This window comes from Sphingomonas telluris (genome assembly GCF_022568775.1).
Lineage (GTDB): Bacteria > Pseudomonadota > Alphaproteobacteria > Sphingomonadales > Sphingomonadaceae > Sphingomicrobium > Sphingomicrobium telluris.
Window position 1 is genome coordinate 1,087,598 of record NZ_JAKZHW010000001.1, and the last position, 13,847, is coordinate 1,101,444.

The following is a 13,847-nucleotide window of genomic DNA, read 5'->3' on the forward strand; positions in this document are numbered from 1 at the left end:
CTAATTGCCGCTGCAAGTCATGACACGCACCTTCCACAAGATGCACGGCCTCGGGAACGACTTCGTGATCTTCGACGCGCGCGAAGAGCCGCTTGCCATGGACGAGCCGTTGGCCCGCTCCGTGTCGGACCGGAAGACGGGCGTTGGCTGCGATCAGTTGATCGTCCTCGAGAAATCCGGCGTCGCCGATCTGCGCATGCGGATCTGGAACCATGACGGGATCGAGGTCGAAAGCTGCGGCAACGCCTCACGCTGCGTCGTCGCGCTGACCCACGCCAAGACGATCGAGACCGGTGGTGGTCTGGTGACGGGCGAAGAGGATGGCAGCGAGATCGAAGTGTCGCTCGGCGAGCCGCATTTCGAATGGGACCGCGTGCCGCTCACCTATGCCATGCCGACGAACCCCATGCCGATGGCCTGGGGCGAGCTCCAGCATCCGATCGCGCTGAATGTCGGCAACCCGCACGTGGTTTTTTTCGTCGAGAACGCCGAGGGCATCGACCTGGACGAGTTGGGGCCGAGGATCGAGCATGATCCAGTCTTCCCCGACCGCATCAACGTGAATGTCGCGGAGGTGCGGCAGGAAGGCATTCGCCTGCGCACGTGGGAGCGCGGCGCAGGGATCACCCGCGCCTGCGGAACAGGTGCGAGCGCAACTGCCGTCGCAGCGATCCTCACCAAGCGAGTCCAATCGCCGGTAAAGGTGACCATGCGCGGTGGCTCCCTGACGATTTCCTGGGAGCCGGGCCAGCCGATCCGCATGCGTGGCGGCGCAACCTACGTCTTCAAGGGCGAGATCGACCTCGAGGCGCTCGCATGAGCGTCGAGACAATCACGCTCGGCTGCCGCCTGAACTTCGCGGAGAGCGAGACGATCAAGCGGTTGGCCAAGGCGGACGAGGACTGGGTCGTCGTCAACAGTTGCGCGGTTACGAACGAGGCAGTGCGACAGACGCGGCAGGCGATCCGCCAGTCCAGACGCCAGCGCCCGGAGGCCCGCATCCTGGTGACAGGCTGTGCTGCGGAGCTCGATCGCGGGTCCTTCGCGAACATGCCGGAAGTCGATCGTGTCGTTGGAAATGACAACAAGATCGGTAGCCTGGCAATGCTTGCCGCCAAGACGTCACAGGTCGTTCCGGCCGGGTTTCTTGGTCACGTGCGCAGCTTCGTCGCTGTCCAGACCGGTTGTGACCACCGCTGCACCTTCTGCTCGATCTGGCGGGCCCGGGGTCCGAGCCGGTCCCTTTCGTTCGAAGCCATCCGCGATGCGGTGCAACGCGAACTGGATCGCGGCGCGAAGGAGATCGTGCTCACGGGCGTGGACATCACCAGCTACCACTATGATGCCCTTGGCCTTGGCGAGTTGTGCCAGCGCCTCATCGCGACGGTGCCTGACCTTGGGCGCCTGCGCTTGTCGTCGCTCGACAGCATCGAGATTGACGAGCCACTGTTCGAACTGATCGCCGGCGAGCCGCGCCTCATGCCGCACTTCCATCTATCGCTACAGGCGGGCGACGACATGATCCTGAAGCGGATGAAGCGCCGCCACAGCCGTTCCGATGCCGTCCGCATGGTCGAGCGAATCAAGAGCGCGCGCGCGGACGCAACGGTCGGGGCGGACCTGATCGCCGGCTTTCCGACAGAAACCGAGGAAATGGCCCTGAACAGTCTGAAATTGCTGGACGATTGCGACGTGATCGCGGCCCACATCTTTCCCTTCTCGCCACGTCCGAACACGCCGGCCGAGCGCATGCCGCAGCTGGCCCGCGAGGTCGTGAAAGTCCGTGCCGCGCGCCTGAGGCAGGCCGCGTCGGAGCGCCGGACTCGTTGGCTGCGAGGCCTCGTCGGATCCTCTCAGCGAGTGCTGATGGAGAATAACGCCAAGGGCCACAGCGACGGTTTCGCGCCTGTTCGCATCGAGCAATCCTCGCGCGGCGATGCTGGCGTGGCCCGGATGACCGGCCTCGAAGGCGATCACCTGACGGCGGTGTGGGCATGAGTTGGCTCGACCGCCTGCGCGGCGGATTTGCAAAGACTGCGGAACGGGTCGCCGACAACCTCACGGGTCTGACGAGCCGGGCGGCGCTCGATACGGCGACCCTCGACGACATCGAGGAAGCGCTGATCGCGTCGGATCTTGGTCCGGAAGCGTCGCATCGCATCCGTGAAGCCATTGCGCGCCAGAAGTTCGAGCGGCTCGACGAGCGTGGGCTGCGAACTATCCTCGCCGAGGAAATCGAAAAGATCCTCACGCCAGTCGCCAAGCCTATGGAAGTCTGGGGTTTTCCCCGCCCTCACGTGCTGCTTGTCATTGGCGTCAACGGCTCCGGCAAGACGACCACGATCGGCAAGCTTGGCCACTGGCTGAAGGAGCAGGACTACGGTGTCCTGCTGGCAGCGGGCGATACCTTCCGCGCCGCCGCAATCGAGCAACTCAACATATGGGGCGACCGCATCGGCGCGCCGGTGATCTCCGGCAAGGAAGGCGGCGACGCTGCCGGCATCGTCTTCGATGGCGTGAAGCAGGCGACCGCGCAGGGCATCGACGTGCTGATCGTCGACACGGCTGGGCGCCTTCAGAACAAGTCGCACCTGATGGAGGAGCTGTCGAAGATCCGCCGCGTGCTGGGACGGCTCAATCCGGAGGCTCCTCACGACGTGCTGCTGGTCCTAGACGCCACCACCGGCCAGAACGCGCTTGCGCAGGTCGAGGTGTTCCGTGAAACCGCGGGAGTGACAGGCCTGATCATGACCAAGCTCGACGGCACCGCGCGCGGCGGCGTGCTCGTGGCGGCCGCCGAAAAGTTCGGTCTGCCCATCTACGCGATCGGCGTCGGCGAGAAGGCGGACGATCTCCGCCCCTTCGATCCTCGTGCGGTGGCGCGGGCTATCGCTGGACTTCCACCGGAATGAGCGAACTCGACAAATCCCGCGAGGAGCCGACGGGCGGCGCGCGTCTGCTGATCGATTTCGGTCCGCTGCTGGTCTTCTTCCTGGCGAATTTCTTCGCGCCCGTCCCGGGGCCGATCAAGATCTTCTACGCCACCGGCGCCTTCATGATCGCGATGATCGCGGCGATGCTTTTTTCCCAGATCCGCTTCGGCAAGATCTCGCCGATGCTCTGGTTCTCGGGCCTGATGGTCGTGGTGATGGGCGGGATCACGATCTGGCTGCACGACGAGACGTTCATCAAGATCAAGCCGACGCTCTACTACACGCTGATCGCCGCAATTCTAGGCTTCGGGCTGTATACCGGCCGTCCGCTGCTGAAAGCGGTGCTCGGAAGCACCTATCCTGGCCTGGATGAGGAAGGCTGGAAGAAGCTGACGCGCAACTGGGCCCTGTTCTTCGTCTGCATGGCGATCCTGAACGAAGCTGTCTGGCGGAACACGACCACGAACTTCTGGGTCGGGTTCAAGCTTTGGGGAGCCATCCCCCTCACCTTCCTCTTCGCCATCGCCAACGTCCCGATGCTGATTAAGCACGGAATGAACCTCACCGACGCAAAGCCCGCGGAGCCCGGGCCGGTCGAATGAGCGATCCGGTCCTTTCGATCCGCGGGCTGACCAAGGTCTATCCCAGCGGCACGGAGGCTCTGAAGCCGCTGGACCTCGACATTCGCCGCGGGGAGATCTTCGCGCTGCTCGGGCCGAACGGCGCCGGCAAGACGACGATGATCAGCATCGTCTGCGGCATCGTCAACGCGACCTCAGGAGAGGTGCTGGTCGACGGCAAGAACTGGCAACGCAACTATCGCGAAACGCGCAAGCGGATCGGCCTCGTCCCGCAAGAGCTGACGATGGACGTTTTCGAGCCGCTGATCAGCACCGTCAGCTTCAGCCGCGAGCTTTTCGGCCGCCGCCCCGACCCGAAGCGTATCGAGGAAATCCTTCGTGAACTGTCGCTTTGGGACAAGCGCAAGACCATCCTGAAGGAGCTGTCGGGCGGCATGAAGCGCCGCGTCATGATCGCCAAGGCACTCGCCCACGATCCCGACATCCTTTTCCTCGACGAACCCACGGCCGGCGTCGACGTCGAGCTCCGGCGCGACATGTGGAACATGGTCCGCCGTCTCCGCGAGAACGGCACCACGATCATCCTCACCACGCATTACATCGAGGAAGCCGAGGAGATGGCCGACCGGGTGGGCGTCATCAACAAGGGCGAGCTCATCCTGGTCGAAGAAAAGACGGAGCTGATGAAGAAGCTCGGCCGCAAGGTCCTGCATCTGCAGCTTGCCGAACCGTTGAAGGAAGTTCCCGCGACGCTCGGCGAATGGAACCTGAAGCTCAGCGACGACGGCGGGCTGCTGACCTACGAGTTCGATGCGAAGGCCGATCGCACGGGAGTCCCGTCCCTTCTCGCCGCTATGCGTGATGCCGGAGTCGCCTTCAAAGACCTCGACACGCACCAATCCAGCCTGGAGGAAATTTTCGTCGGTCTGATCCACCACAAGAAAGCTGCGGCATGAACTTTCGCGGCGTCTGGGCCATCTACAAGTTCGAGATGCACCGGTTCGCGCGGACGCTGTGGACCGGACTTGCCGTGCCGGTGATCACGACCTCGCTCTACTTCATCGTGTTCGGGTCCGCGATCGGATCGCGCATGAGCGAGATCAACGGGATCGACTACGGCAGCTTCATCGTACCTGGCCTGATGATGCTGTCCCTCTTCACCGAGAGCATCTTCAACGCGAGCTTCGGCATTCACATGCCGCGATTTACCGGGACCATCTACGAGATCCTGTCGGCGCCAATGTCAGCGCTGGAGACGGTGCTCGGCTACGTCGGAGCGGCCGCGAGCAAGGCGATCACGGTCGCGCTGGTCATCTTCGTGACCGCCCACCTGTTCGTCGACGTGCAGGTTAAGCATCCGCTGCTCATGCTGCTCTACCTGCTGCTCGTAGCAGGCACCTTCTGCATGTTCGGCTTCATAGTCGGTATCTGGGCCAAGGGCTTCGAGCAGCTGCAGGTGATTCCGCTGCTGATCGTCACGCCCCTCACCTTCCTCGGCGGCGCCTTCTATTCGATCGACATGCTGAAGGAGCCGTGGCGGTCGATCACGCTCTTCAATCCGATCGTCTACCTGATCAACGGCTTCCGCTGGACCTTCTTCGGGACTGCGGACGTGTCCTTTGGCGCTGCCTTGGCAGCGACGTTCGCCTTCTTCCTGGCCTGCGCAGGCGTAGTCTGGTGGATCTTCCGGACCGGCTACCGCCTCAAGTCGTAGTCTCCGGCTGGCGAGCCGTCTCGCCTTCCTGGTCCGCACGATCCGCGCCATTCCCGTCGAGGTTCTGGGCGACGAAGTCCCAGTTGACGATGTTCGACAGCACCGAGGTCACGAAGCGCGGCCGCTCGTTGCGATAGTCGATGTAATAGGCGTGCTCCCACACATCGAGCGTGAACAGCGGCACCATGCCGTCGTGGACAAGCGGCGTGTCGGCATCGTGCAGCGAGGTGATTTCCAACTGGTCGCGGTCGAGCACGAGCCACGCCCACCCGTTCGAGAAATGGTTCACGGCTTCGTCGCCGAGCTTCTGCAGAAGCTGCTCCGTGCCGCCGAACGCGTCGCTGATCAGGTTCGCCAGACGCCCGCTTGGCTGCTGGCCTTCGGGGCTCAGGCACTGCCAGAAAAAGCTGTGGTTCCAGAGCTGGGCGCTGTTGTTGAACAGCTTGTTCTCACCACCCTGCTTGGCCGCGCGGACGACCTCGACGAGCGAGGCGCCCTGGAGGTCAGGCTTGGCGCCGACGAATTCGTTGGTCTTGTTGACGTAGGCACGGTGATGCTTGCCCCAGTGAAACTCGAGGGTTTCGGCCGAAATATGCGGCGCGAGCGCGTCCTTCGCGTACGGCAGTTCGGGCAGCTGGAAGGCCATGGCGGTCAGTCTCCTTGGGGTGATTTCACCCCAACAACGATGCCGACGCTTAGTCGCTCCACTGTTCATCGCACACGCTTGCGATTCACTGTTTCGGGGCCGTAAGAAGCATTCAACCGCCTCGCGGTCTCAAGGGGGAATGACATGGGCAAATTCTTCGAAAACCTGAATTTCGTGCTGATCGGCGGCCTGGTGCTGGCGATCCTGATCGCGCTGTTTCCAGACAGCGGCTACGCCAACTCGGTCGGCGCAAGCGACCTCTGGCTCGGCATATTCCAGTGGCTGCACGTCTTCTTCGGCATTACCTGGATCGGCCTGCTCTACTATTTCAACTTCGTGCAGATCCCGACGATGCCGACAGTGCCCGCGGAGCTGAAGCCCGGCGTTTCGAAGTACATCGCGCCGAAGGCACTCTTCTACTTCCGCTGGGGCGCTGCCTTCACCGTCCTCACAGGCCTGATCGTTGCCTATCTGTACGGCGAAGAGAAAGCGCTTCTGCTCAACGATCCGGCGAACCGCCTGATCGGTATCGGCATGTGGCTGGCGCTGATCATGGCGTTCAACGTCTGGTTCATCATCTGGCCGAACCAGAAGAAGGCGCTCGGCTTGGTCGAGGCCGACGACGCGACCAAGGCGAAGTCGGCGCGCACCGCGATGATCTTTTCGCGCCTGAACACCCTGCTTTCGATCCCGATGCTGCTGGCCATGACCAACATGCACTAGGGACCGTCAGGCGGCGTCCGTTTCCATCAGCTTGTGCCGCTTCAGCGCATGCCGAAGCTGGTCGTAGCTGAGATTGAGAGCGGACGCCGTCGCGCGCTGGTTGAAGCGATTGGCCGCCAGCGCATTTTGAAGAAGTGCCTTCTCATAGTCCGCGACCGCCGCGCGGAAGTCGCTGGTGCTAGAGGGCGGCGCGGCCGTTGCCGCAGCTGAAACTGGCACCGAGGCGTCTTCTGCCAGCGCGGTCTGCGCAACACTGACGTCGGCATGCGCTTGAAGCGTCTGCGAGGCAGCTGGCGCCCATGGCGAATGAAATGGGTCGAACTGCAAAGCGTCGATGTCACGCTCCGGATCTTCCCAGCGGTAGACGGCGCGCTCCACGACGTTCCGCAGTTCACGGACATTTCCCGGCCAATGGTAGGCCTCCAACTCCGCGACTGCTCGCGGCGAGAACCCGGGCCAATTCGGCCAATCCAGCTCCACAGCCATGCGCCGTCCGAAATGGTCGGTAAGAAGGGGTATATCGTCCTGGCGCGCACGGAGCGGTGGCAAGGTCACCACTTCGAAGGAAAGTCGGTCGAGCAAGTCAGCTCGGAACCGCCCCTTGTCGACGGCGGCCGGAAGGTTCTCGTTGGTGGCCGCGACGATACGAACGTCGACCGAAATCGGCTTCGACGCGCCGATGCGCGTAACTTCCCCATACTCGACGGCGCGCAGCAGGCGATCCTGAGCGGGCATCGACAGAGTACCGAGCTCATCGAGGAACAGTGTGCCGCCATCGGCTTCCTCGAACCTGCCGTGGCGGGTCTTTGCGGCGCCGGTGAAGCTGCCCGCTTCGTGGCCGAACAGCTCGGCTTCGATCAGGCTTTCCGGAAGCGCGGCGCAGTTCATGACGACCAGCGGGCCGGCCCAGCGCGAGGACAGATGGTGCAGACGTTCGGCGATCAGCTCCTTGCCCGTGCCGCGCTCACCGATCACAAGGACGGGGCGATTGAGCGGCGCAGCGCGGCTCGCCCGCTCGACCGCGTCGAGAAAGGCCAGGCTCTGCCCGACGAACTGATTTGCCCGCTCCATCGCCCCGACAATTGGTGTCGCATACCACCATTTGGCAAGATATTTCGGTCGAAAAAGGGGCGGATTTCTACGGTTTTCGCCGCTTTCTCTGATTTCCAGGAAAGTGGCACGACTCTTGTATATCTCTTTAGCATACAGGCCTGATTACGATTGCGGAGTTTCAAATGGGTATATTCTCTCGGACGAGGGATATCTTCGCGGCAAACATGACGGAGCTTCTCGACCGGTCCGAAGACCCGGCGAAGATGATCCGCATGATCATCCTCGAAATGGAGGAGACTTTGGTCGAGGTCCGGGCAAGCGCGGCCCGGTCGATTGCCGACGGCAAGGAAATGCGCCGGGCGCTGAAGCGCCTCGATGAACTGCAGACGAGCTGGACCGAAAAGGCCGAGCTGGCGCTTAGCAAGGACCGCGAAGACCTTGCCAAGGCCGCGCTCATCGAGCGGCAGAAGGCCGCCGACATGGCCGGCGGCCTGCGCGCCGAGATCGACCAGATCGACGAAACGCTGAAGGGCTACGAAGCCGACATCGCCAAGCTGATGGGAAAGCTGCGCGAGGCGCGCGCCCGTCAGAACGCGATCGCGACCCGGCTCGAAAGCGCTGTCACCCGCGCCAAGGCGCGCGAGATCCTCAACGGCGGAAGGACGGAAGACGCCTTCTCGAAATTCGACGTGCTCGAGAGGCGCGCGGATTTTGCGGAAGGACGCGCCGATGCTTTGGGCATGACCGGCCCGAAGAGCCTGGAAGAAGAGATTGCCGAGCTGAGAGCGTCCGAGCAGGTCGACGCCGAGCTCGAGGCCATGAAAGCCGCGCTGAAGCGCAAAGGGGAATAACGAATGGAAGATGTGCTTATCCCGGTAGTCATTTGTTCGATCCTGTTCATCGGACTGCCGTGGCTGGTCTTTCACTATGTGACCAAGTGGAAGACTGCAGCGACCATCACCGGCGCTGACGAGAAGCTCCTCGACGAGCTGTACGACCTCGCCCGGCGCCTCGACGATCGGCTCTGCTCGATCGAGCGGATCATGACCGCGGAAAACCCGAACTGGCGCCAACAGTGCCTGCCGGACGCCAGCGACCGCATCGTGGAGCAGCTTCATGAGACGCGGTCGCGCAGCCGGGCCCGCAGCCAGGTCGGTTCGGAGGACTAAGCCATGTCGTACCAGCCCCCCAGCCGCACCCGCTTCTATCGGGACAAGCGCAACGGCAAGTTCATGGGCATCTGCGCCGGAATTGCCGATTATGCCGGGTTCGACGTCACGCTCGTCCGCATCACGATGATCGCGGCGATCTTCCTGAGCAGCGGATCGATCCTGCCGGTCTATTTCATCGCCGGCATGGTTGCGCCCGACCGGCCGCGCGAGCTCGATGCGACAAATGCAGATGAGAAGGAGTTCTGGCAGTCGGTACGCAGGTCGCCTGCCCGCACCGCGCGCGACATCCGGCTACGCCTGAAAGACATCGACCGCCGTCTGGGCGACGTCGAAAGCTACGTCACAACTGAAAATCGCACGCTTGCGCGTGAGATCGAACAACTACGCTAACGGGGGATCAGATGGATCCGGAAATCTTTCGCCTGCTGACTACCTTCGTCCCGATCATCGGTATCATCGTCGCCGTGTCCGTCGGCGGATGGGTGCTGACGACCTGGCTCCGCATCAAGCACGGCTATCCGCTTGAAACGTCCTGGGGCACGCCGCTGCACCCCACGAACAGCCGTGAGAATGGCGAGCGCATCAAGCTTCTCACCCACGAGAATGCGCAGCTGCGCGCGGAGATCGGTTCGATGAAGGACCGGCTGGAGAACCTCGAGCGCATCGTCACCGATCAGCCCTCGCGGCTCGCTCGCGAGATTGAATCCCTGGCGATCGACAAGGGAGGCAATGCCTGATGGGACCCGGTGACGTCTTCGCGCTGCTGATCGTCGTCCTCATCCCGACGATATTCCTCACCTATCTTGCGCGCCGCTTCTTCACCCTCCGAGAGAAGCAACTGGACTCCCAGGCGAGCATGACTGCCGAGAAGGCCGCGCAATATGCGACGAGCAACGCGGAGCTGGAACAGCGTGTCCGAGTCCTGGAACAGATCGTGACGGACGGCGGCATGCATACGGCCGCCCAGATCGAAGCGTTTCGCGAGCCGCGCCTGACGAAGCCTCAGCAAGAGCGGAGCGAGTCGGCTTCGTCTTGATAACGACGCGGTCGTAACCAACTTCCACGGACATTCATCGCGAAGGGGCGATTGAGCGAATGGACAATCCCGCAAGCTGGATCTGGGTACTGATCCCACTGGCAGCGATCGGCATCGCGCCGTTCAAGATGTGGCTGAAGATCAAGGAACGGCAGATCGAGGCGCAGAGCAGCCTTGCTGCAGAGAAGACCGCTCAATATGCCGCCCATGTCGAACGCATCGAGCAGCGCCTGCGCGTGCTGGAAGAGATCGTCACCGACGGCGGCGTCCAGACGGCCGCCCAGATCGAGGCGTTGCGCGATCATGACCGCATACCGTCGCGCATCCGCCAAAGCGACAAGGAACCGCTTGGCTAAGCTTCATTGAGGAGAGCGATCATGCCTGTTTCCCTCCTGCTGTTCTTCCTGATCGTCGTTGCCCTTCCGCTGGTGGGCGCCTTCAGCATCGCCGGCTTCCAGCGCTGGCTGCAGCACAAGGAGAAGATGGGCTCGCTGATCGCCAACCAGACGGCCGAAAAGGCGGCGCAATATGCGGCGCACGTCGAGCGGCTCGAAGCGCGCGTGAGAGTCCTGGAGAAAATCGCTACAGACGGCGGCATTCACACTGCGACCCAGATCGAAGCTCTGCGCGATCAGGCGCGGATCGAAGGTGGAGACAAGGTTCAATGAACCCCTTTGAGTTCGTCCTTATCATTATCGCGATGGTGTTCGGCTTCGCGCTCATCAAGAACCGCATGGCCTCGCGGGATGCCTGGGACGCGCAGGGCCGAAGTGCGGAGGATTCTGCGGAGACCCTGCGGCTCCGCGACGAGGTGCGGGAGCTGAAAGAGCGCATCAAGGTGCTCGAGCGGATTACGGTCGAGAAGGAAAACACTCTGGCGCGGGAGATCGACGACCTCCGCAACCGCTAGAAGGCGGTGTAGGCGCCTGCTAGGCGAGTGAAGTGACCAGCCTGCCGCCTCTCCAGGAAATATATGACGAGTATGAGCTGCTCGAGGGCGAGGATCGCTACCGGCTGCTGATCGATCTCGGCCGCAAGCTCGAACCCATGCCCGATGCACTGAAGACCGATGCGACGAAGGTCCGCGGCTGCTCCGCGTCGGTTTGGGTCTATCCCACTACGGTCGATGGGCGATTGCATTTCCTGGCGGACAGCAATGCGGCAATTACGAAGGGCATTGTCGCGCTCGTCCTGTCGGCCGTGCAGGACAAGCCCGCCGCCGAGGTCGCCAAGCTCGATATCCAGGAAGCCTTGGCGCCCTTCGAGCTGTCCAGCCATCTCAGCGCCAACCGCACCCAGGGCGTTCCGAACATGATCGCGCTCGTTCGCGAAACCGCTCAGCGGATCGCCGCGTGAGCGACGACGCTGTACCGCCAGCCTTCGACGCCCAGCAATTTATCGAGCTCGCGCGCCGCGTCGGCCACGGAAAGGCACTGGGCCTGCAATACGAGGCTTCAGGGCCGAACTGGATCGAGCTGTCCCTCCCCTGGCGTAAGGAGCTGGTCGGCGTCCCGGAAACCGGCGTTCTCGCTTCCGGAGCAATCGTCAGCCTGATCGATACGGCGAGCGGGGCATCGATCTGGATGAAGCTTGGGCGCTTCACGCCGATCGTCACGTTGGACCTCAGGCTGGATTACATGCGGCCGGCGGTGAAGGGCGAGACGGTGATCGCCCGATGCGAGTGCGTTAAGCTGACGAGGCAGATCGCCTTCATCCGCGGCGTCGCCCACGGCGGCGATCCGGAGCGGCCGATCGCGCATAGCGCAGCGACCTTCATGCTCAGCAGCTAAGCCGCTTTCCCGTTCTTGCGCTCTTCAGCCTTGCGGAGGACTTCATAGGCCGCCTGCACCTTCTGGAAGCGCTCGGCCGCTGCCTTGTCGTCAGGGTTCGTGTCGGGATGGAATTCCTTGGCAAGGCGCCGATAGGCGGTCTTCACGTCCTTGAATTCGGCGTCGCCGTCCAATTCGAGCGCATCGAGAGCCCGCATCTCGTCGCGGCTACGGGTGCCGTCTCCCGGACCGCCCCACTGCCAGTGCGCGGACTTGCGGAATGCCGAGGCGCCTGACTCTTCCTCCTGCGCGCGCTTTGCCGCTTCCTCCGGGCTCAGACCCGCGAAGTAGTTCCAGTTCTTGTTGTATTCGGCGGCATGGCCTTCGCAGAAGTACCAGCGGTCGGGGCTGTTCGGGGCCTTGGGCGCGGGCCGGTCGCCGACCTCGTTACAGCCCTCGCGGTCGCACAACCGCACCTTGGACGCGCCGCCACGGCCGGACCCGTAGGAACGCCAGCGCGGGAAACCCCAATCGTCCGATCTCTTCTGCCGAGCCATCTCCGCTCCACCTAATGGCGAGCGGGTACGTTCGCCAGTCACTCATACAATCGCCAGAGGGCCTATAAGCCGGGTTCTGTCCAACGCATTGCTGCGTCTGTGCGGCCATTCCTCTAGGAGGCGAGTTACCCCGCCCCTCAAGCAACCAACCCGGGCGACTGGGCCGGAACTTGCCCCAGAGTCCGAAGACCCTTCGCCGCCCCTATTCGGTCTTGCTCCCGGTGGGGTTTTCCGTGCCGGTGACGTTGCCGCCCCCGCGGTGCGCTCTTGCCGCACCCTTTCGACCTTACCCGCCCAAGGACGAGCGGTATTCTTTCTGTGGCACTTTCCCTGAGCCTCGCCGAAGCGAAACCCGCCGGGCGTTACCCGGCACCGTCGTTCCGTGGAGCCCGGACTTTCCTCGCCTCGCTTGCGCGAGCCGCGGCCGCCCGGCCCTCTGGCGAGACCGCATATAGGGCGAAGCGGCGATTTGTTCGAGTCAGTGAGACAGCTGCGGAATCTTGGTGCCAAGCAGGACAAGACGATCGCCGGCAATTCCGAACCAGTGAGGCGTGCCAGCCGGGACGAGGAAGACGTCGCCGCGCCTGAGAGTCCGAGTGGTACCGCCTTCGATCCGGCTTCCTTCGATCAGCGTCGGATTGGAATTGACAGGGTCGACCAGCCGTCCGCCGGAAACCATCGTGCCGCTTCCGGCGATCACGGTGACATATTCCGCCTGGTCAGGGTGGACCGCCGGCTTGGCCGGCTTCTTCCAATATTCGAGGGCCGCCATGACTTCGCCGTCACGGACCAGCGGCTTCCACATGAAGCCCTGATCCGGTTTCATCGCGTTACGCATCGCTGTGACTTGGGCATTCACGTCGGCCGCGGAAGCGAAGGCGGTCGGATCTGCCGCGGGCTGCGCCAGCGCTGCCGACGAGAGCAGGAGAGTCGGAATCAGCAATCGCTTCATGGCGCCATTCCCAAGATGGAGGTTCGTTACTGCGGCCTCGGCAGCAACAGTGAGAGCAGTTTCGCCCGGCATTCGCCGTCGATGATCCCGTCGATCAGATCGGGGCGGAAGCGGCGCTGGAAGGCGATGACAGCCTTCTGCGTATCCGCAACGTCGTAACCGAACCGCTCGAGGGCGAGCAGGAATGCGGCGTCGGTCCAGAAGGGGTCGATCAGTTCGCGGGTGGGGCTGGGCAACGCCAGGCGGCGGCGTGCAAGAGCCTCCCAGGGAAACAGCTCGCCGGGGTCCTCCTTGCGGGCGGGAGCGACATCCGAGTGCCCGACCACGTTGCCGCGGCTGATGCCGTGCCGATCCTTGATGTTCGCGAGCAGAGGGATGAGCGAGGCGATCTGCTCGTCCGGGAAGTTGCGATAGCCGAACTCGTGACCGGGATTGACGATCTCGATCCCGACGCTCGCCGAATTCACGTCGGATGTTCCGCGCCAGCGCGACTTGCCGGCGTGCCAGGCGCGCTTCTCCTCATCGACGAGCCTGAAGACCGTGCCATCCTCATCGATGAGATAGTGGCAGGACACCTTCGCGTCCGGCGACGTGAGCCGGTTCAGCGCGGATTCCGCGTCCGGCATACCGGTGTAGTGGAGGACGATCATGGACACCGGCAGAGTACGCTCGTCGAAGTTCGGCGAGGGCCGATCGATGATGTCCATGTCG

Annotated in this window: 22 protein-coding genes and 1 other RNA gene; 17 read left to right on the forward strand and 6 right to left on the reverse strand. The window is 63.1% G+C overall.

Annotated features, from left to right (window positions below; translation table 11 throughout):
- Window positions 1–19 precede the first annotated feature (19 nt).
- The 6 genes from dapF to LZ016_RS05485 are packed head-to-tail and all read left to right on the forward strand — an operon-like array spanning window position 20 to window position 5,228.
- Complete coding sequence (gene dapF, locus LZ016_RS05460; protein ID WP_241446342.1) at window positions 20–820, forward strand: diaminopimelate epimerase; 801 nt, start codon at window positions 20–22, stop codon at window positions 818–820.
- Window positions 817–1,998: a tRNA (N(6)-L-threonylcarbamoyladenosine(37)-C(2))-methylthiotransferase MtaB gene (mtaB, locus tag LZ016_RS05465; RefSeq protein WP_241446344.1), complete on the forward strand. Its 1,182-nt coding sequence runs from the start codon at window positions 817–819 to the stop codon at window positions 1,996–1,998. Before dapF ends, mtaB begins: the two co-directional genes overlap by 4 nt.
- Window positions 1,995–2,912, forward strand: coding sequence for a signal recognition particle-docking protein FtsY (gene ftsY / locus LZ016_RS05470; protein WP_241446347.1), 918 nt, complete (start codon window positions 1,995–1,997; stop codon window positions 2,910–2,912). Before mtaB ends, ftsY begins: the two co-directional genes overlap by 4 nt.
- On the forward strand, window positions 2,909–3,535 hold the full coding sequence (locus LZ016_RS05475) for a septation protein A (protein WP_241446349.1): 627 nt from the start codon (window positions 2,909–2,911) through the stop codon (window positions 3,533–3,535). The genes ftsY and LZ016_RS05475 overlap by 4 nt, the downstream gene beginning before the upstream one ends.
- Window positions 3,532–4,470 (forward strand): ABC transporter ATP-binding protein, encoded by a 939-nt coding sequence (locus LZ016_RS05480; protein WP_241446350.1) that lies wholly within the window; start codon window positions 3,532–3,534, stop codon window positions 4,468–4,470. Before LZ016_RS05475 ends, LZ016_RS05480 begins: the two co-directional genes overlap by 4 nt.
- Window positions 4,467–5,228, forward strand: a complete 762-nt coding sequence (locus tag LZ016_RS05485) for an ABC transporter permease (protein WP_241446351.1) — start codon at window positions 4,467–4,469, stop codon at window positions 5,226–5,228. Before LZ016_RS05480 ends, LZ016_RS05485 begins: the two co-directional genes overlap by 4 nt.
- On the opposite strand, the gene LZ016_RS05490 is transcribed toward LZ016_RS05485, so the two are convergent.
- Complete coding sequence (locus LZ016_RS05490) at window positions 5,218–5,874, reverse strand: superoxide dismutase (protein WP_241446352.1); 657 nt, start codon at window positions 5,872–5,874, stop codon at window positions 5,218–5,220. The two genes, LZ016_RS05485 and LZ016_RS05490, sit on opposite strands and share 11 nt — an antisense overlap.
- 144 nt (window positions 5,875–6,018) lie before the next feature.
- Here LZ016_RS05490 and LZ016_RS05495 point away from each other — a divergent pair, with 144 nt between their 5' ends.
- Window positions 6,019–6,597, forward strand: a complete 579-nt coding sequence (locus tag LZ016_RS05495; protein ID WP_241446353.1) for a urate hydroxylase PuuD — start codon at window positions 6,019–6,021, stop codon at window positions 6,595–6,597.
- A gap of 6 nt (window positions 6,598–6,603) precedes the next feature.
- On the opposite strand, the gene pspF is transcribed toward LZ016_RS05495, so the two are convergent.
- The gene (gene pspF / locus LZ016_RS05500; protein ID WP_241446354.1) at window positions 6,604–7,668 is read right to left on the reverse strand and encodes a phage shock protein operon transcriptional activator; all 1,065 of its coding nucleotides are present in this window, start codon (window positions 7,666–7,668) and stop codon (window positions 6,604–6,606) included.
- A 164-nt stretch (window positions 7,669–7,832) separates the two neighbouring features.
- Here pspF and pspA point away from each other — a divergent pair, with 164 nt between their 5' ends.
- The 10 genes from pspA to LZ016_RS05550 are packed head-to-tail and all read left to right on the forward strand — an operon-like array spanning window position 7,833 to window position 11,648.
- Window positions 7,833–8,501, forward strand: coding sequence for a phage shock protein PspA (pspA, locus tag LZ016_RS05505; protein WP_241446355.1), 669 nt, complete (start codon window positions 7,833–7,835; stop codon window positions 8,499–8,501).
- 3 nt (window positions 8,502–8,504) lie between these two features.
- Window positions 8,505–8,819 carry an envelope stress response membrane protein PspB gene (pspB, locus tag LZ016_RS05510; RefSeq protein WP_241446356.1) on the forward strand — a complete coding sequence of 105 codons (315 nt, stop codon included), beginning with the start codon at window positions 8,505–8,507 and terminating at the stop codon, window positions 8,817–8,819.
- A gap of 3 nt (window positions 8,820–8,822) precedes the next feature.
- Entirely contained in the window at window positions 8,823–9,212 is a 390-nt protein-coding gene (gene pspC / locus LZ016_RS05515; protein ID WP_241446357.1) for an envelope stress response membrane protein PspC, read from the forward strand.
- Window positions 9,213–9,223: 11 nt separating this feature from the next.
- Window positions 9,224–9,559, forward strand: coding sequence for a hypothetical protein (locus LZ016_RS05520; RefSeq protein WP_241446358.1), 336 nt, complete (start codon window positions 9,224–9,226; stop codon window positions 9,557–9,559).
- Complete coding sequence (locus LZ016_RS05525; protein ID WP_241446359.1) at window positions 9,559–9,858, forward strand: hypothetical protein; 300 nt, start codon at window positions 9,559–9,561, stop codon at window positions 9,856–9,858. The genes LZ016_RS05520 and LZ016_RS05525 overlap by 1 nt, the downstream gene beginning before the upstream one ends.
- A 59-nt stretch (window positions 9,859–9,917) precedes the next feature.
- On the forward strand, window positions 9,918–10,214 hold the full coding sequence (locus LZ016_RS05530; protein WP_241446360.1) for a hypothetical protein: 297 nt from the start codon (window positions 9,918–9,920) through the stop codon (window positions 10,212–10,214).
- 21 nt (window positions 10,215–10,235) lie between these two features.
- Window positions 10,236–10,526 (forward strand): hypothetical protein, encoded by a 291-nt coding sequence (locus LZ016_RS05535; RefSeq protein ID WP_241446361.1) that lies wholly within the window; start codon window positions 10,236–10,238, stop codon window positions 10,524–10,526.
- Window positions 10,523–10,768 (forward strand): hypothetical protein, encoded by a 246-nt coding sequence (locus tag LZ016_RS05540; protein WP_241446362.1) that lies wholly within the window; start codon window positions 10,523–10,525, stop codon window positions 10,766–10,768. The genes LZ016_RS05535 and LZ016_RS05540 overlap by 4 nt, the downstream gene beginning before the upstream one ends.
- 32 nt (window positions 10,769–10,800) lie before the next feature.
- Window positions 10,801–11,214 (forward strand): SufE family protein, encoded by a 414-nt coding sequence (locus LZ016_RS05545; protein WP_436286345.1) that lies wholly within the window; start codon window positions 10,801–10,803, stop codon window positions 11,212–11,214.
- Complete coding sequence (locus LZ016_RS05550) at window positions 11,211–11,648, forward strand: PaaI family thioesterase (protein ID WP_241446364.1); 438 nt, start codon at window positions 11,211–11,213, stop codon at window positions 11,646–11,648. Before LZ016_RS05545 ends, LZ016_RS05550 begins: the two co-directional genes overlap by 4 nt.
- Here LZ016_RS05550 and LZ016_RS05555 read toward each other — a convergent pair.
- The 4 genes from LZ016_RS05555 to LZ016_RS05570 form a co-directional block, all read right to left on the reverse strand.
- Window positions 11,645–12,184: a J domain-containing protein gene (locus LZ016_RS05555; protein WP_241446366.1), complete on the reverse strand. Its 540-nt coding sequence runs from the start codon at window positions 12,182–12,184 to the stop codon at window positions 11,645–11,647. The genes LZ016_RS05550 and LZ016_RS05555 overlap by 4 nt on opposite strands.
- A gap of 49 nt (window positions 12,185–12,233) precedes the next feature.
- Window positions 12,234–12,624: RNase P RNA component class A (rnpB, locus tag LZ016_RS05560), an RNA gene on the reverse strand.
- A gap of 38 nt (window positions 12,625–12,662) precedes the next feature.
- The gene (locus tag LZ016_RS05565) at window positions 12,663–13,136 is read right to left on the reverse strand and encodes a cupin domain-containing protein (RefSeq protein ID WP_241446368.1); all 474 of its coding nucleotides are present in this window, start codon (window positions 13,134–13,136) and stop codon (window positions 12,663–12,665) included.
- Window positions 13,137–13,162: 26 nt separating this feature from the next.
- On the reverse strand, window positions 13,163–13,843 hold the full coding sequence (locus tag LZ016_RS05570) for an N-acetylmuramoyl-L-alanine amidase (protein ID WP_241447462.1): 681 nt from the start codon (window positions 13,841–13,843) through the stop codon (window positions 13,163–13,165).
- Window positions 13,844–13,847 lie beyond the last annotated feature (4 nt).